A 16,697-nucleotide genomic window follows, 5' to 3' on the forward strand; every position below is an offset into this window, starting at 1 on the left:
CTCGATCCGCTCTTTATTTTTGCGTGATCTGCCCCCGAATGCGCGGAATTTGGCACGGCGGTCGCCATTTTGTCCAGCCATATTGAATGAATGTTCAACAAACGGTGTTGCGTTTTGTCGTGTATGGGCTACGCTTTGCCAGCGTTCGACATCCGAACCTGGGAGGCCATGCAGAAGGTGCTTGATTGTGGCGAACACCGTCCCACTCATCTTCGCGAATTGAAGCCGGTTGGATAGCCGGCGATGCTGGAGACCATGACACGCATGAAGACAGCAGTGGCCAGGGAAGCCCTCCTCGAATCGGCGCGGAAAAGCGAGGCCGAAAAGCGCGGACGCAAGGCCTCGAAGGAGGTCAGGCAGGTTCAGCTCATCGAGGCGACGATCGATTCCCTGGCCAAGCGGGGTTATTCGGAAACGACGATGGCCGATGTCGCCGACGGCGCCGGCCTGTCGCGTGGCATCGTCAATTTCCACTTCGAGAGCAAGGAAAAGCTGCTGATCGCGACCTTGCAGCATATGTATGACGAATACTCGGCGCATTGGCGCAATGCCCTGCAGAAGGCAGGCGACGATCCCGCCGATCAGCTCCAGGCCTTGGTCGCGGCCGATTTCGACCGTTCGATCTGCAACAAGCGCAAGCTCGCCGCCTGGTGCGCCTTTTGGGGCGAGGCCAAGTCGCGGCCGACCTACCAGGCGCTGAGCAGTGCGCGCGATGCCGTCTATCAGACCATCTTCATCGACCTGTGCGCGACGCTGAAGCAAAGCGGGTCCTATGCCTATGAGCCGCAGGTCATGGCACTGGCGCTCAGCGCCATGCTGGAGGGGCTGTGGCTGCGCTTGATGATGGGGACCGAGGACACCAGCCGTGAGAGCGCGCTGCAAGCGGCCAATGAATTCCTGTCGGTGGCCTTTCCGAAACACTATCCGTCGAAGGCGGCCGGCGCCACGGAACCATAAGAACACCAGAACAAGACAGAGGATGGAGCAATGAAGAAACTGACCCGACGCCTGACATTGACCCTGGCGCTGACTGGTGCGCTGGCGGCTTCGGCCGCGGCCCTTGCGGTCGCTGCCGACCAGGACCTGATCGTGTTCGACTGGTCCGGTTATGAGGACCCGAGCTTCCACCCGAAATATGTCGAGAAGAACGACGACTCGCCGACCTTCGCCTTCTTCGGCGACGAGGACGAGGCGTTCGAGAAGGTCCGCTCCGGCTTCAAGGCCGATCTCGGCCACCCATGCTCGCAAAGCGTGGTCAAATGGCGCGAAGCCGGCCTGCTGCAGCCGCTCGACACGTCTAAGATCGCAGGCTGGAAGGACCTCAATCCCGGCATCATGGCGATGAAGGATCTTGCCACGACGTCGGACGGCAAGGCGTGGTTCATGCCCTGGGACTGGGGCAATACCCAGCTCACCTACAACACCTCCAAGATCGATGCCAAGGACGTGCAATCGCTGAAGGCTTTTGCCGATCCCAAATTCAAGGGCAGGGTGTCGATCGGCGACAATGTCGACGACGCCTACGCGCTGGCAAGCCTTGCCATCGGCCTCAAGGACTGGACCAAGATGACCGACGACCAGTTCAAGCAGGCATCCGATTTCCTGCGCCAGGTGCACAAGAACGTGCGCTCCTACTGGACCGACACCACCGACGTCGTGCAGCTGCTGAGCGGCGGCGAGGTCGATCTCGCCTGGGCCTGGAATGACGCCACCGTGCAGTCGGTGGCAGCCGGCGTGCCGATCATGGCGAAGAAGGACACCGACGAAGGCATCTCGACCTGGGTCTGCGGTTACGTGCTGTTCAAGGACGCACCTGGCAATATCGATAAGGCCTATGATTATCTGAACGCCGTCAACGATCCGGAGACCGCCAAGGTGCTGGTCAAGGACTGGGGCTATGGCCAAGCCAATGCCAAGGGCATGGCCGGCGTCGATCAGGCGGTGCTGAAGGAAAAGGGCTACGACGACGTGCAGAAATTCGTCGACAAGACGCTGTTCCAGTCGCCGGTACCCTCCGACCTCAAGCTCAAGATGATCGCCGAATTCGAGAAGATCAAAGCCGGCTATTAAGCCTGTCGCGACTGCCCGTTCGTCCACCCGCACGAGGGGCGGGCGGGCTCGCCAAAGCGGTCGAATTCTCTTAACGTCGCAGCAGCTTTTTTCGCGACGGGGGAGTTTCGCGCCATGAAGTCAGTGCTACGCCGCCTTGCCCTTGCCGCCGCGTGCATGATCGGCGCCGGTGCGGTCTATGCCTTTGCCGAAGGCGGCGGCGATCTCGTGGTGTTCGACTGGTCGGGCTATGAGGATCCGCTGCTGCATCCAGCCTACGCGGCCAAACATGGCGCCGAGCCGACCTTCGCTTTCTTCGGCGACGAGGACGAAGCGTTCGAGAAGATGCGGGCAGGCTTCAAGGCCGATATCGCGCACCCCTGCTCGCAAAGCGTGGTCAAGTGGCGCGAGGCCGGCATGCTGCAGCCACTCGACACCTCCAGGATATCAGGCTGGAAGGACCTCAATCCCGGCATCATGGCGATGAAGGATCTCGCCGTCACGGCCGACGGCAAAGCCTGGTTCATGCCGTTCGACTGGGGCAACACCTCGCTGCTCTACCGCACCGACAAGGTGTCCGCTGAAGAGGCGCAATCGCTCAGGATTTTCGCCGATCCGAAATTCAAGGGCCGCGTCACCATCGGCGACAATGTCGATGATGCCTACGCGCTGGCGAGCCTGGTGATCGGGCTGAAGGATTGGACCAAGATGACCGACGCGCAGTTCCAGGAGGCATCCGCCTTTCTGCGCGACGTGCACAAGAACATCCGCTTCTACTGGACCGACGACACCGACCTCAACCAGGCCTTTATCGGCAACGAGGTCGACCTCGTCTGGGGCTGGAACGAGACCTTTGTGACGCTGAAGGGGCAAGGCATGCCGATCGCCATGAACCGCGACACCAAGGAAGGCATCTCGACCTGGGTGTGCGGCTATGTGCTGATGAAGGATGCGCCCGGCAAGCTCGATCAAGCCTATGATTTCCTCAGCGCCGTCAACGCGCCCGCCGTCTCGGACTACCTGGTCAAGACCTTCGGCTATGGCCACGGCAATGGCGCCGGCATGGCTGCCATCGACCACACCGTGCTGACCGATCGCGGCTTCGACAACCTCGACAAGTTTCTCGATAAGACGCTGTTCCAGCAGCCGGTGGCGCCGGAACTCAAGCAGCGCATGGTGGCCGAGTTCGAGAAGATCAAGGCTGGCTATTGAAGAGCGAAAGAACCGATGTCGTTATCGTTGGCGCCGGCTTCACCGGTCTGTCGGCGGCACTTGAGCTGAAGAAAGCGGGCATCGACTTTCTGTTGCTCGAAGCACGCGACCGTGTCGGCGGGCGCGTCGAATCCCGAAAGAACGGGCTTGGCGAACGCATCGACAGTGGCGGCCAGTTCCTCTGTGAGGACATGCCGGAATTGATGGCCCTGGTCGCGGCACGCGGCAAGACGTTGATCGAAACCTATGTCCATGGCGATTTCATCACCCATCCGGCGATGCCCGTGCAACAGGCTGAGCGGACCTACCATGCTGCGATGGCGATCCGTGAACGCATGAACCGGATCGATCCGGACGATGCCTCGATTGCCGGGCTGACCGTTGCCGACTGGCTCGGACACCAGCACGATTCGGTCGATGCCAAGGCGGGCTTCCGATCGATGATCGAGGGTCTGTGGTGCCTGGCGCTGGAACGGGTGCCTCTCTGGCATCTTATCGACAATGACCGGCGCATCACCAATGAGGTACCAGAGCTGCAATATTTCCTGCGCGAGACCATGCAGTCGCTGGCCGAGGACCTGGCCGGTGATCTCGGCGGCCGGCTGCGGCTCGGCGAGCCGGTCACGCGCATCGAACATGGGCCGTATGGCGCTCGCGCCGTCTCGCCCAACGGCGTCATCGAGGCACGCGCGGCGCTGATTGCGGTGCCTCCGGCGACGGCCTCCAGGCTCGATTTCTCCCCTGCCTTGCCGGCAACGCTTGCCAAGGCGCTAGACGTTTGGGACAGCGGTGCGGTGATCAAGCTGCTGGTGCGCTACCCTACACCCTTCTGGCGCGACCGCGGTCTGAGCGGCATGGTGATGTGGCGCGATCTGCCGGGGCTATTTGCCTGTGACGCCAGCAGGGATGAGGAGCATGCCGCGCTTGTCGTCTTCGTCGGCGGGCCGCTGGCCCTGCGCTGGTGCCAACTCCGCGATGCGGCACTGCGCGCCGAAGTGACCGGGCGGCTGGTGGAAGCGCTTGGTCCGGAAGCGGCCGGCATCCTCGATCTGAGCTATCGCGATTGGACGGATGATCGGTGGAGCGGCGGCGCGTATAGCGACCTCGTCACCAATGTCACGGCCACGAACGCAGAGCCGACAATCCTGGCCGGCGTGCCGCCGGTGTATTTTGCCGCGTCGGAACTGTCGCCGTCATTCCCAGGGTATGTCGAAGGCGCCATCATTGTCGGGCGCATCGCGGCGCGCAGGATCATCGCCGGGCTTCAATCCGCCATCGCCACCAGCGCTTCGGGATCGTAGGCGAGGCGGATCGAGGTGCCGACCGGGATGTCGTCGGCACCGAAATCGTTGGTTTCGGTCACCGACAGCGGCTTTTCCAGACCCGGTATCTCGACGATCAAATGGGTGATCTCGCCGAAATAGTGGCGTTCCACCACCTTGCCGGCGACCTCGAATTTGGCCGTTGCATTGTCCCACAGGACGCGCAGCCGCTCCGGTCTTATGCCGAGCGTGGCGCCGCCGCCATTGCGCACGAAAGCCTTCGGCTTGTCGGTCTTGATGCGGCCGAAGCCCAGCGTGTCGACGACCAGCGAGGCACCGTTCTCCTCGACGATCTGAGCCTTGACGAAATTCATGCCGCCGAGGAAGTCGGCGACCTGGCGGGTGACCGGCCGCTGGTAGATCTCCTTGGGCGAGGCGACCTGCGCGATCCTGCCGCCGAACATAACGGCGATGCGGTCGGACATGGCGAGCGCCTCGTACTGGTCGTGGGTGACGAGCACGAAGGTGATGCCGACCGCCTGCTGCAGGCGGCGCAATTCGACCTGCATCTGCTCGCGCAATTTCTTGTCCAGCGCTGAAAGCGGCTCGTCGAGCAGCAACACCTTGGGCCGCATCACCAGCGCGCGCGCCAGCGCCACGCGCTGCCGCTGGCCACCGGACAGTTCCGTCGCCAGGCGCTTGCCGAGGCCGGTCAGCGAGACCTGCGCCAACGCCTCCTCGACGCGGCGCTTTTCCTCGCCGCCCTGCAGCTTCAGCCGCTTCAGCCCATAGGCGACGTTCTGCTCGACATTGAGATGCGGGAAGATCGCGTAGCTCTGGAACACCATGTTGGTCGGTCGGCGATTGGCCGGGATGCCTTCCATCGGCTGACCGCCGACCGAGATCGAGCCGCTGGTCGGATTGTCGAAGCCGGCGATCATGCGCAGCAGCGTGGTCTTGCCGCAACCGGACGGGCCGAGCAGCGAGAAGAACTCGCCTTCACGGATGGTCAGCGAGGCGTCGTCGAGTGCTTTGAACGTCCCATAGCTGCGGGTGACGTTCTGGATCTCGATCATGGATCGGTCGGATTGGGGGCGCGAGATTTGGGGCTGCTCAGGCATAGAGGCCTCCCTCGTTCTGGGTGCGTCTGGCCGCGCGGCGACGCAGGATTTCGGCAATTGTCATCAGCAAGAATGAGGCGACCAATAGCAGTGTGCCCAGTGCCAGCACGCCCGGCAATTTGGCCGCGAAGCGCAACTGGCCCCAGATGTAGATCGGCAGCGTCGCTTCGGTCCCGGTCAGGAAGAAGGCGATGATGAACTCGTCGAGCGAGATGGTGAAGCAGACCAGCAGGCTGGAGATGATGGCCGGCGCCACCATCGGCAGCGTCACCCGCCGGAAGGTGCCGAAGGCGCTCTCCCCGAGGTCGGCGGAGGCCTCTTCCAGGCTGCGGTCGAAGCCTTCGAAGCCGGAGGTCAGCACCGTCATCGAATAGGGAATGCAGACCAGCACATGGCCGAGCACGACGGTGAACAGCGACAGGCTCAAGCCGAGTTGCAGCATCACCAGCAGCATCGAGATGGCGACGATCACCTCGGGCAGAACCAGCGGCGCCATGATCAGGCCGTGAATGGTGCGGCGGCCGGGATAGCGATAGCGGGTGATCGAGCGAGCGGCGAGGATGCCGAGCACGGTGGACAGGACGGCGGCCGACACGCCGACGATCATGCTGTTCCAGGCGGCGTCGAGCAGGGCCGGCGTGCGCGGCAAATCCTCGTACCAATGCAAGGTGAATCCGGTGAGCGGAAACTTTGGTGTCGCCGCCGTGTTGACCGAGAAGATCGGCAGGAAAATCACCGGGAGGTAGAGGAAGACGACGTAGAGGAACGCATAGGCCCCCAGCCAGCCGCCGGTCAGGAAACGCCGCACCGCAATCATCGCGCCAGCCTCTGGACAGCGCGGATGATCAGAACCGTGGCGCCCGCCATCAGCGTCACGATCAGCATGGTGGTGACGGAAAGGGCGGCACCCAGCGGCCAGTTGGAGGCCTTGCCGAACTGCGCCTGGATGGCATTGGCGATCATGACGCCGTCCTTGCCGCCGACCAGCTTCGGCGTGACGTAGTCGCCGACGGTTGGGATCATGACGATCAGTGCCGCCGAGATGACGCCCGGCGCCGACAGCGGCAAGGTCACGCGCAGGAACGAGCGTAGCGGGCCATCGCCGAGATCGGTGGCTGCTTCGACCAGCGTGCGGTCGACCTTTTCCAGCGAGACGAAGATCGGCAGGATGGCGAAGGCCGCCCAGGCATGGGTGAGCGTGATGATGACGGCGCTCGAATTGTAGAGCAGCGCGGTCGACGGCTCGTCGATGATGCCGAGGCCCATCAGGCCGGAATTGAGCACGCCGTTGTAGCCAAGGATGACCTTCCACGACATCACCCGCAGCAGATAGCTGGTCCAGAACGGGATGGTGATGAGGAACAGCCAAAGGCTCTTGTGGCGGCCGCCATGGAACGAAATGAAGTAAGCGATCGGATAGGCCAGAAGGACGGTGAGCAGGCTGACCGTCAGCGAGATGTACAGCGAGCGCCAGAGGAGATCGCGGTAGATCGGCTCGGTCAGTGCGACGCGGTAGTTTTCCAGCGTAAAGGTGCGGTCGATGGTTAGGTAGTGCTGCGTCCAGAACGAGTGCGCAATGACCACCAGGATCGGCAGGACCAGAAGGATAAGCGCGTAGATGAAGGTCGGGCTGATCAGGGCAAGACCCTGTACGGGTTCGGACTGCAGAAGGGCATTTCGTCTGGCCCGCGTCATGCGCAACGGGGGCGACCCTTCCGCGGCCGCCGTCATTGCAGGGCTCCGGCTGTGATCGCGGTTGCTGGCCTGGACTGTCCCGCCATGCGGCATCCCACTGTGCTGGTGCCGGCGGCTCGTTCCCCTTGCCGGCTTTCTTTCATCATGCGCGCATCCTTGGATTGAAATCAAGCGCCAATTCTGCAATATTGATTGAACGGACATTCAAAATGAAGTGAAGAAAGCGGCTGTTTCCAACGCGGGGCATCTCACTTCGTGTCCGATGAAAATCTGTGAAGCAATGTGAGGCGACGATGGCTGCGGCAAGAGACCTGAAGGCGACCGAGATGGCCGGCGCGGAGCCCGGCGACGATGCAGTCGAACTGGCCAAGCGCCATCTTATCCAGCCCTGGCCGTTCGCCGGTTCGGTCGGTGCGGAAGCGCGCGCGCTGATCGGTGAAGGCGACGGCATCTACATCACCGACGGCACCGGCAAGCGGCTGATCGACGGGCCGGCCGGCATGTGGTGCGTCAATGTCGGCCACCGTCGCGAGGAGCTCGCCAAGGTGATGTACGATCAGGCGATGGCGCTGTCCTACAACACGCCGTGGTACACGATGAACGCGCCGTCAGCGGAACTCGCTATGCGCATCGCCAGCCACGCGCCGGGCGATCTCAGTCACGTCTTCTACACCACCGGCGGTTCCTCCGCCGTCGAGACGGCGCTGCGCTTCATGCAGTTCTACAACAATGTGCGCGGCCGGCCGGAGAAGAAGCTGATCCTGAGCCGCGGCGGCGCCTATCACGGTTCAACCTATCTGTCGGCCTCGCTCAACGGCCGCCCGCGTGACCGCGACTGGATGGACGGCGCCGATGAGCTGGTGATCAAGCTGTCGTCGCCCGATCCGTTCCGCCGTCCGCACGGCATGAGCCTGGCTGCTTTCACCGATTTCCTCGTCGATCAGTTCCGCGATACGGTCGCCCGCGTCGGCGCCGAGCGGATCGGCGCCTTCGTCGGCGAGCCGGTGCAGGCATCCGGCGGTGTCGTCGTGTCGCCCGACGGCTACCTCAAGCGCATCCGCGAGATCTGCCGCGACAACGACATCCTTTATGTCTCCGACGAGGTGGTGACGGCCTTCGGCCGGCTCGGTCATGTCTTTGCCTCCGGCGATGTGTTCGGCATCGATCCCGACATGATCACCTTCGCCAAGGGCGTCACCTCGGGCTATTTCCCGCTTGGTGGCGTCATCATCTCGGAACGGTTGCTGGAAGAGCTGCGGCGCTCGAACCATCCCGACGCGATGTTCGGCCACGGCCTGACCTACACCAGCCATCCCGTCGGCTGCGCCGTTGCGCTGAAAAACCTCGACCTGCTGGAGGAGGGCGTGCTTGCCCACACGCAGCAAGTCGCGCCCTATTTCCAGGCGCAGCTTAAGACGCTGGAAGAACTGCCGCTGGTCGGCGAGGTGCGGGGCCTCGGGCTGATGGGCTGCGTCGAATGCGTGGCGGACCGCGAAAGCAAGGATCCGCTGCAGCTCGACAAGGATGTCGGAAAACGCATCGACGCGCATTGCCACGAACTTGGCCTGCTGGTCCGGCCGCTGATCAACATGTGTGTGATGTCGCCGCCGCTGATCATCACCCGCGAGCAGATCGACGAGATGGTCGGCATCCTGCGCGAAGGCATTTCGCGGACGATGGATGATTTGCGCCGGGAAGGTGTGTGGCAGGGGTAAATGCCTTTCCCGTACGAGAAGGTGTCGGCAGGCGGATAAGGGGCGGCGCCGGGCGATGTTGCCCGGTCAGCAGCCGCTCGCCTGGCGAGCGGCCAGCGGCCAGCGGTGCAGGTCCCTTCAGGATCGCCGGGTTGTAGGCCGTCTCGATCGCCCCGGTATCGGTGCCGGCGGCACGACCTCATAGATCCGGTCAAGAATGTCGTCCCTCAGAGTAACGTTGACCCCAGCGATTATAGCAATTTTCCCCAAGCCCGGGACACCGCAACGCTGCAAGTTGTGGTGGTTCCGGCGTCGAAAGGGGCTTCCGTCGCAAAATTCCACAAGGGGCGCTTGCGGGACGCGACATGGGCCACCGGCTGCGCTGGTCAGTTGATTTCGTCTGTCTGGAAACGAAAGGCAGTATAACGATGGCGATTTCTCCGTTTCTCACCGCTCTCGGATCCGAAGGTCCCCCAGCCGACCTCGCGAAAGACATGGAGCTATACGGTTGGCTCATTGGAAGCTGGGAAATGGACACGGTCCACCACCTGGACGACGGCACGATCCAGAAATGGGATGGAGAATGCCATTTTGGCTGGGTGCTCGAAGGCCGCGCGATTCAGGATATCTGGATCAGGCCCAAGCGCCCTGCACCGTCGACGATGTATGGTACGACCTTGCGCATCTTCGATCCTGGGATCGATGGCTGGCACATCATATGGAACGACCCGCTCAACCGAGACCACTCGCGCCAGATCGGGCGGGCCGAGGGTAAGGACATCGTCCAGCTCGGCAATGATTCGCGCGGTCTGAAAACGCGATGGTGCTTCACTGAAATAACCGCCAACAGCTTCCATTGGATCGGCGAGGAAAGATCTTCCGAAAGCGACCCTTGGAAAATCACGTATGAACATCTAGCCCGCCGAACAAAACCCTGAAGCTACTGGTGCCCCGCTTGGCATGACATCCGCATCTGTTTTGAACCGAGCCACCTCGCCGTTCGCTCCTAAGACCGCGATCTGAGCGCGTCGTTCAAATTCCACATGTCCTTCTCCTCGGGCGCGGTCTCCAGGCCCAGTACCGGCAACATCTTGCGCAGATGGTCGTGGTGGGTGCGCACGCCATATTCGAGGTCGGAGAGATAAAAGCCCTCGAAGGCTTCAGACAGCATGGATTCGTTCGACCACACCGACAGCTGCACATCTTCCGACATGGTGTCGCGGTCGATGCGGAAGGAGAGGTAGCGGGCGGCGGCCTGCTCGCGGCTTTCGTCGCGGTAGCGATAGATGGCGCCGCGCAGCAGCGTCTCACCCGTCGACAGCGGAAACTCCTGATAGAACTGCACCGATTCCGGCATCACCGAAATGACCGCATTGGGGAAGATGCCGTAATAGACCCAGGCCTTCTTCAGATAGGCCGGAAGGTGCTGCGGCTCGGGGGCGATCTTGACGTAGTTCTTGACGCTCCATCGGCGGCCCGCATGCGGGTTATAGGTGGCGAAGGAGCGCGACACGCCGTTGATGAAAGGTTCGTCGAAATAGGTCGCGCCATAGAGATCCTGCAAGGCGGGATGCGCCATGGCGACGTGGTAGCCCTCATTGTCGACATCGCGCACGGACTTCCAGTTGACCGGGGTCTTCTGGTTCCAGATGCCCCAGGAAGGCACCATGTCGGCGGCGTCGTAATGCGCGAATTCTGGCTCGATCGGTTTCATCAGTTCTGCGACCGAGGGCTGCGGCCCGCCATTGCGGAAGCGGATGAAGATGAAGCCCATCCAGATTTCCAGGTCGAGCGGCATCAAGCCGAACTCGGTCTTGTCGAGATCGGGGAAGGAACGCGGGCGTGCGGCACCGCGCAACGTGCCGTCGAGATTGTAGACCCAGCCATGGAACGGGCACACAAGCGCGTTCTTGCAATTGCCCTGGCTGTCGGCGACGACGCGGCTGCCGCGATGACGGCACATGTTGTTGAAGCCGCGCACGACGCCATCCTTGCCGCGTACGATCAAGGCACGTTCGCCAACCACGTCCATGGTCAGGTAGTCGCCGGCATTTGGAATATCGGAGACATGTCCGACGATCTGCCAGTGGTTGCGGAAGACGTGCTCCTTCTCGAGCTCGAGAAGGGCATCGGAATGGTAACTCCAGCCCGGCAATCCCCGCCGGTCCCAATCGTTGGGGATCGCCACGTCACGGAGGTGCGGGTTCATAAAACGGCTCTTCTTTTTATTGAATAATCATTCAATAAAAGCATATTTCTCATTGAAATGCAATGGCTTGTGAAAATTCGAAGGATTTCGTGACTGAATCCACGCGCCGTTCACGACCAGAATCTGCTCCACTGCAGGCCCGGAAAACCCCAGAGAATCCGGATGTTAGTCGAGTTTCGGAAGCGGTGTCGCGACCAGACTTTGCCGCGCGAACGGCGAAGGGAAGAAGCGAGCCTTTTCCGCGGAGAAAAGACCGCCTTGCCAGTCGGTTGTGCGCGCTGCGCCGACTTGGGCCATTCGGTCAAAAGGGCGGCAGACAATCGCCCATTGGCGAATAGGCGGCGTAGCCATGCCCGATTATGACCGATTTTGCCCGAAATGCTGTTTCAAACCCGTTACATTAGCAATCATGCGCCACCTCAGCGCCGTTACAAGGTGCGGCTAAATTCGTTTCATCACCAAAAAGAAACTCAGCGAAGGGGAAGGCAATGCATGCGAAAATCCACACGATCCGCAGCGAGAGCCGCTTTCAGGCTCCAGAGCGCAATGACCGCCGTCCGAAACTGGCGCTGCGCCAGCGGGCCAGCGACCACCCCATGGCGATGTTCATGGTGCTGGCTGCTTGCGCCTTCGTCGGCATGGCGTTCACGCCGACAATCGGGCCGGCCTTCGCTTCGTTGAATCCGCCGGTCAACCTCGTCGAGGGCGCACAGACGACGACCAGGACGGCGCGCCTACCGATGCCGGTGACCGACTTCGCCTGCAAAGGCCAGGCCTGGGGCGCCGAGAGCATGGATTGCCTGCGCGCTATCGCCGAACAGTCCGGAACACACAAAAGCCGCGCGATCCGCATGATCGCCAATGCCGCGCCGTTGACCGGCACGCCGAATATTTTCTGATTTCCGTCGAAGCATGATCCCGAAAACCGTTCCCGTTTTGTGGATCATGCTCTGACCTCCCCGAGCGCCCCCTCCAGTGCGCTCCTTTTGGCTCCCGCCCCCGGGGGCCTCTTTTTTATCCTTTCAAGGCCGCCTGTTCGGCGATGGCGGAGAGCACGCTGCGCACATCCAGCGTGCTGAACGGCTTTTCCAGAATCTGCGGTCGCTGGTGCGCTGGCAAGGCTTCGATTTCGGCTTTGGCACCGATCAGGTCTCCGGTGACCAGCACGAAACGCCGCGCCAAATCGGGCTTTTCAGCGAGCAGTTCACGATAGATCGAAATGCCGCTGACGCCGGGCATGCGCAGGTCTGAAAAAACGATGTCCGGCGGCATGTGGCCGCTCAAGGTGGCGGCACCCGATTCCCAGACCGGCACGATCCGCGACTTGATGCCCATCAGTTCGAGAATGTCGGAGAGCGAGCCGGCGACATCCGGCTCGTCATCGATGATCAGGGCATGGCGCAGGCCGCTCGAACGCGGCTGGTTGTCGCCGGCGGTGGCGAGGCCGGCCACGATGGCCGGCAGCTGGACGACGAAACGCGCGCCTCTCGGGTTCACTTCCTCGAACCAGACATTGCCATTGTGTCGCTCGATGATCGATTTCGAGATCGACAGGCCGATACCGGTACCGACGCCGACCGGCTTGGTGGTGAAATAGGATTCGAAGATGCGGCTGCGGATCGCTTCCGGCACGCCGGGTCCATTGTCCTCGACCGAGAAGCATGGGTGAGCGCGGTCGCTGCGGAACGTCCGCACCTTGATCAGCCGGTCGCCGGCGATACCGGCCAGCGCATGCTGGCTGTTGATGAGGAAATTGGCGGCCACTTGCGTCACATGGTCGGCGTCGGCCATGGCCAGCAGCGGGCCGGCGGCGAAATCGGTGTCGATGATGATGCCGCTGGAGCGCGCGCCATAGGCGGTCACTTCGAGTGCCGCCCGGATCACCTGGTTGAGGTCGGTCTCGGCTTGTGCGGCGGGATGAAGGCGCACCATCGACAGGAAGCTCTTGACGATGCGGCCGCAGCGCTCGGCGGCCGCACGCACCTTCTCGGCCCGCACCTTGGTCTGCGGATCGGAGGCGAATTCATGCAGCAGCGTCGATTGCGCCACCACCACGGCCAGCGGGTTGTTGAGCTCGTGCGAGACGCCGGCCAGCAACGAACCCATCGCCGCCATCTTTTCGTTCTGGTGCAGCTTCTCGCGCTGGCGGCCGATTTCCTCCTCGGCGCGCAATTTGTCGCGCAGGTCGCGGATGGAGCCGAAGATCAGGCGGCGGTCGGCGACCCGCATCTCGGTCGCCGTCAGCTCGATCGGGAACACTTCGCCGGCGGCGTTCTGGGTTACCGTCTCGAGTCGCTGGCCGACCATTGGCGCGCCGCGGCCGGACATGTACTCGGCCCCGGAAGCATAGCCCTTCCGGTAGTAGATCGGCACGATGGTGTCGAGCAGGTCCTTGCCGAGTATGTCGCTGCGCTGGAAGCCGAACATCTTCTCGGCGGCGGGATTGAATTCGATGATGGAGCCGGTCTCGTCTATGACGACGATGGCGTCCAGCGAGGCCTGCAGCATGGTGCGGCGAATGACCTCGCTGGCATGGGCGTCGGACGGCGAGCGCTCGATGGCATCGCCGATGGCGAGCGCGATGATGTGCAGCGTCGCCTCTTCCTCGTCGGTCCATTCGCGTTCGTCGACGCAGTCATTGACCGCCAGCGTGCCCCACAGGTGGCCATGCGCGAAGACCGAGACCGACAGGAACGACTTGATGTTCTGCTTTTCGAAGTCGGTCCTCAGAAAACCTTCGAGATCGCGCGTGTGCCCAGCGAAGATCTTGCCTTGCCGTTCGTCCTCGGCCAGCCGCTCCAGCAGCGGGTCCGAATTGACGATCGATTGCATGATCACGGTCGGCGACGCCAGTTCGCCGCCGAAAATAGGGTCTATCCAGTAGGCGGCGACGGATTGGGCGAAGCCTTGGCCGGGCAGTTCGCGCAAGCGAAACAGGATGCCGCGCTGGCAATCCATGGCCCGGCAGAGCGTTTCCAGGATACCGTCCATCTCGCGTTGCCAGTCGCCGGCCTCACGCAGCCGGCGAACGATACGCACCGCCGCCATCGCGGCACCCTGCCTGAACCCTTGCATATCCGTGCTTGCTGCTTCAGCGATCATCTTGTGCCGTCACCATCGGAGTCGTGCCAATTCGATCGGCGGGCAATAGCTGCGAATCCGAACCCTTCGGCTCCGATGCTCAGTTGCCGTCGCCGGTCGGCAGCGAGAAGATATAGCCCTCGCCGCGCACGGTGCGCAGGAATTTCGGATTGGCCGGATCGGTCTCGATCTTCTTGCGCAGCCGCATGATGCGAATGTCGACCGCGCGCGACGATTCCGGATCCTCGGTAAAGCCGATCGCTTCGGAGATCGCGGCGCGGGTCAGCAGCCGGTTGGCGCGGGTGAGGAAAATCTCCAGCACGTCGAATTCGCTCTTGGCCATGTCGATGACCGCGCCATTGGCGCCGGTGACCAGCCTGCCGTCGAGATCGGCCTGGAAGGGGCCGAAGGCAACGGAACGGCGATCCGTCCCGGCCTTCTTGTCGTGGAGCTCCTGCGGCTGGGGAACCCGGCGCAACACGCAGCGGACCCTGGCCAACACTTCGCGCAATTCGTAGGGCTTGACGATGTAGTCGTCGGCGCCGAGCTCCAGCCCGACGATGCGGTCGAGGGCGGTGCCGGCGGCTGTTGCATAGATGATGCCGATCGGCAGTTTCGAGCGCAGCCAGCGGCCGAGCGAGAGGCCGTCCTCGCCGGGCATGGCGATGTCGAGGATGGCGAGATGGAACGATTGCGTTTCAACGAGGCTGCGCGCTGCGGCAGCGCTTTCAGCGGTGGCCACGTCATAGCCGGAGGCGCCAAGATATTCGGCGACTGCGTCCCTCAGATCGGGCTCATCCTCAACGATGACAATTCTTGCCCGCACGATGCTTTCGCTCCCACTTTCAGTGGAAAGTAGATTGGGTATAAACATCATGTCCAGCACTCATATCCGGGTTGCCAGGGAACGGTTGGAAAACATGGCTGCACGATCCGTCATTGCGCTCGTTTCGGTAGCCGAAGTGGTCGCGACCGAACTCGCCGACCATCTCGAGCGGCGCGGCCACGATGTGCATCAGGCGCGCCAGCCCTGGGAGGCCGAATCGCTGCTGTCGGGAAGAGGCATCGACGTCGTCGTCGTTGGCGACAGCCTCAGCCAGGCGGAGGGGCGGGACCTGCTGCGCCGGCATGGCGGCGAAGGCGGACCGGATTTCATCCTGATCTGCCGTCCGGTCGATCTCGTTGACAAGGTGCTGGCGCTCGAACTTGGTGCGGCCGACGTCGTCGAGAGCCCGCTCAATGTCAGGGAACTGGCCGCCCGTGTCGGCGGCTTGCTTTCGCGACGCGGCAGGGGCAGCCAGGAACTGATCGTGCTGGAGAATGCCACCGTCGATCTGAGATCGGCGATGGTCATGCATCGCTCCGGCACGGAGGAACAGCTTTCGCCCGGTCAGGTGGCGCTGCTCAGGCTGTTCCTGGCCAGTCCGCGCAAGGTTTTGACGCGCGACGACATCATTGCCGCGGCACCGGCCGAAAACGCCGATGCCTTCGATCGCTCGATCGATTCGCGCATCGTGCGGCTGCGCCGCAAACTCGACACCGAAACCATCACCACCATACGTGGCGCCGGCTACCGGTTCGATCCGCCGCGGCAATTCGCCGACTGATCGCCGGGCGCTGACGCAGCCTCTTGTGTCGGGCATCGGATTTTCCATCTCCGGCCCCGACGCTCCTGGCGCTCAGCGTACCAGCAGAAGCGATGGACCGACTGGCATGTCACTGTTCATGGCCAGCTCGCCTGCGTGGGCGCGGTCCCTGAGCAGCACGGTGGCAAGGCCGGCAAAGCCGAGCAGGCCCTGAGCGTAAAGCAGTGCGGACAGCACCGAAGCGGCAAATTTCGTTTTCATCGTACCAATCCCCAAAATGGTTTGTTGCGGGTCGCTTCAGGATACCCCCGAAGCGCCCGCGCCGCCCACGGAGCCCCCCGTCGCGGCGCGGGCCTTCGGTCCTCTCGGCAGCAAGTTGCCGGAGGCGCCGCGCAAACCCGTCAGCCTAAGGCCGACCCGCCAGAGGGCCTTTAGCCGGGCGATGCGCAGGCTGGAAACAATCCAGACCGTGGCGAAAAATAGTGCGGCATGAAGCGTGGAAATCTCGCCTGAAGTCATCGCACCGAGGCTTGTCAGCGGGGTGCCGGCAACCGTGCCGACGCCACCGATGACCACTGCCGCGATGCTGATCCTGAGAAGCCAGGACAGCGTGTTCGATTTCGTTCCCATGTTTCGTTACCGGCTGTTTTCGTTGCGTCAACTTTGCTTGCGGCCCGTATCCGGATCATGCCGCACAAAGCCGCGTTTTGTTGCAGTTCGGTTTCGAGATCTACGACCGTTCTTTCGAATTCTGCTAATTCGCACTTTCGTTTAGCGGCGGATACCCA

Annotated in this window: 16 protein-coding genes; 8 read left to right on the forward strand and 8 right to left on the reverse strand. The window is 62.5% G+C overall.

Annotated features, from left to right (window positions below; genetic code table 11):
• The first annotated feature begins 243 nt into the window (after positions 1–243).
• The 4 genes from betI to ACSQ3L_RS07490 all read left to right on the forward strand — a co-directional run bounded on the left by betI (position 244) and on the right by ACSQ3L_RS07490 (position 4,562).
• Positions 244–957 carry a transcriptional regulator BetI gene (gene betI, locus ACSQ3L_RS07475; protein ID WP_436159357.1) on the forward strand — a complete coding sequence of 238 codons (714 nt, stop codon included), beginning with the start codon at positions 244–246 and terminating at the stop codon, positions 955–957.
• Between the two features lie 30 nt (positions 958–987).
• Entirely contained in the window at positions 988–2,070 is a 1,083-nt protein-coding gene (locus ACSQ3L_RS07480) for an ABC transporter substrate-binding protein (RefSeq protein WP_436159358.1), read from the forward strand.
• Between the two features lie 114 nt (positions 2,071–2,184).
• On the forward strand, positions 2,185–3,261 hold the full coding sequence (locus ACSQ3L_RS07485; RefSeq protein WP_436159359.1) for an extracellular solute-binding protein: 1,077 nt from the start codon (positions 2,185–2,187) through the stop codon (positions 3,259–3,261).
• Positions 3,258–4,562: a flavin monoamine oxidase family protein gene (locus ACSQ3L_RS07490; RefSeq protein WP_436159360.1), complete on the forward strand. Its 1,305-nt coding sequence runs from the start codon at positions 3,258–3,260 to the stop codon at positions 4,560–4,562. The genes ACSQ3L_RS07485 and ACSQ3L_RS07490 overlap by 4 nt, the downstream gene beginning before the upstream one ends.
• Here the strand turns inward: ACSQ3L_RS07490 and ACSQ3L_RS07495 are convergent.
• From ACSQ3L_RS07495 to ACSQ3L_RS07505, 3 genes are read right to left on the reverse strand one after another with little or no spacing between them, the layout of a single operon-like run.
• Positions 4,526–5,599, reverse strand: a complete 1,074-nt coding sequence (locus ACSQ3L_RS07495) for an ABC transporter ATP-binding protein (protein ID WP_436159361.1) — start codon at positions 5,597–5,599, stop codon at positions 4,526–4,528. The two genes, ACSQ3L_RS07490 and ACSQ3L_RS07495, sit on opposite strands and share 37 nt — an antisense overlap.
• 37 nt (positions 5,600–5,636) lie before the next feature.
• Positions 5,637–6,461, reverse strand: coding sequence for an ABC transporter permease (locus tag ACSQ3L_RS07500; protein ID WP_436159362.1), 825 nt, complete (start codon positions 6,459–6,461; stop codon positions 5,637–5,639).
• Positions 6,458–7,375 (reverse strand): ABC transporter permease, encoded by a 918-nt coding sequence (locus ACSQ3L_RS07505; RefSeq protein WP_109665225.1) that lies wholly within the window; start codon positions 7,373–7,375, stop codon positions 6,458–6,460. Before ACSQ3L_RS07505 ends, ACSQ3L_RS07500 begins: the two co-directional genes overlap by 4 nt.
• A 257-nt stretch (positions 7,376–7,632) precedes the next feature.
• Between ACSQ3L_RS07505 and ACSQ3L_RS07510 the strand changes: the two genes are divergently transcribed.
• Both ACSQ3L_RS07510 and ACSQ3L_RS07515 read left to right on the forward strand, forming a co-directional pair.
• Entirely contained in the window at positions 7,633–9,054 is a 1,422-nt protein-coding gene (locus ACSQ3L_RS07510; protein WP_436159363.1) for an aminotransferase, read from the forward strand.
• Positions 9,055–9,398: 344 nt separating this feature from the next.
• A complete protein-coding gene (locus ACSQ3L_RS07515) occupies positions 9,399–9,971 on the forward strand; it encodes a hypothetical protein (protein WP_436159364.1) in 573 nt (190 codons plus the stop codon).
• A 68-nt stretch (positions 9,972–10,039) separates the two neighbouring features.
• Here the strand turns inward: ACSQ3L_RS07515 and ACSQ3L_RS07520 are convergent, their stop codons facing one another.
• Positions 10,040–11,242 carry an aromatic ring-hydroxylating oxygenase subunit alpha gene (locus ACSQ3L_RS07520; protein WP_436159365.1) on the reverse strand — a complete coding sequence of 401 codons (1,203 nt, stop codon included), beginning with the start codon at positions 11,240–11,242 and terminating at the stop codon, positions 10,040–10,042.
• 488 nt (positions 11,243–11,730) lie between these two features.
• On the opposite strand from ACSQ3L_RS07520, the gene ACSQ3L_RS07525 reads away from it, so the two are divergent.
• Entirely contained in the window at positions 11,731–12,141 is a 411-nt protein-coding gene (locus ACSQ3L_RS07525; RefSeq protein ID WP_436159366.1) for a hypothetical protein, read from the forward strand.
• 115 nt (positions 12,142–12,256) lie between these two features.
• On the opposite strand, the gene ACSQ3L_RS07530 is transcribed toward ACSQ3L_RS07525, so the two are convergent.
• Both ACSQ3L_RS07530 and ACSQ3L_RS07535 read right to left on the reverse strand, forming a co-directional pair.
• A complete protein-coding gene (locus tag ACSQ3L_RS07530) occupies positions 12,257–14,344 on the reverse strand; it encodes an ATP-binding protein (RefSeq protein ID WP_436159367.1) in 2,088 nt (695 codons plus the stop codon).
• 79 nt (positions 14,345–14,423) lie between these two features.
• On the reverse strand, positions 14,424–15,197 hold the full coding sequence (locus tag ACSQ3L_RS07535) for a response regulator (protein ID WP_436163391.1): 774 nt from the start codon (positions 15,195–15,197) through the stop codon (positions 14,424–14,426).
• A gap of 46 nt (positions 15,198–15,243) precedes the next feature.
• Here ACSQ3L_RS07535 and ACSQ3L_RS07540 point away from each other — a divergent pair, with 46 nt between their 5' ends.
• Positions 15,244–15,930 (forward strand): winged helix-turn-helix domain-containing protein, encoded by a 687-nt coding sequence (locus ACSQ3L_RS07540; protein ID WP_436159368.1) that lies wholly within the window; start codon positions 15,244–15,246, stop codon positions 15,928–15,930.
• A 72-nt stretch (positions 15,931–16,002) separates the two neighbouring features.
• Here the strand turns inward: ACSQ3L_RS07540 and ACSQ3L_RS07545 are convergent, their stop codons facing one another.
• Together ACSQ3L_RS07545 and ACSQ3L_RS07550 are read right to left on the reverse strand one after the other, a co-directional pair.
• Positions 16,003–16,170, reverse strand: a complete 168-nt coding sequence (locus tag ACSQ3L_RS07545; RefSeq protein WP_436159369.1) for a hypothetical protein — start codon at positions 16,168–16,170, stop codon at positions 16,003–16,005.
• Between the two features lie 36 nt (positions 16,171–16,206).
• Positions 16,207–16,539, reverse strand: coding sequence for a hypothetical protein (locus ACSQ3L_RS07550; protein ID WP_436159370.1), 333 nt, complete (start codon positions 16,537–16,539; stop codon positions 16,207–16,209).
• Between the last annotated feature and the right edge of the window lie 158 nt (positions 16,540–16,697).

The organism is Mesorhizobium sp. LjRoot246 (assembly GCF_964254115.1).
Taxonomy (GTDB): Bacteria; Pseudomonadota; Alphaproteobacteria; order Rhizobiales; family Rhizobiaceae; genus Mesorhizobium.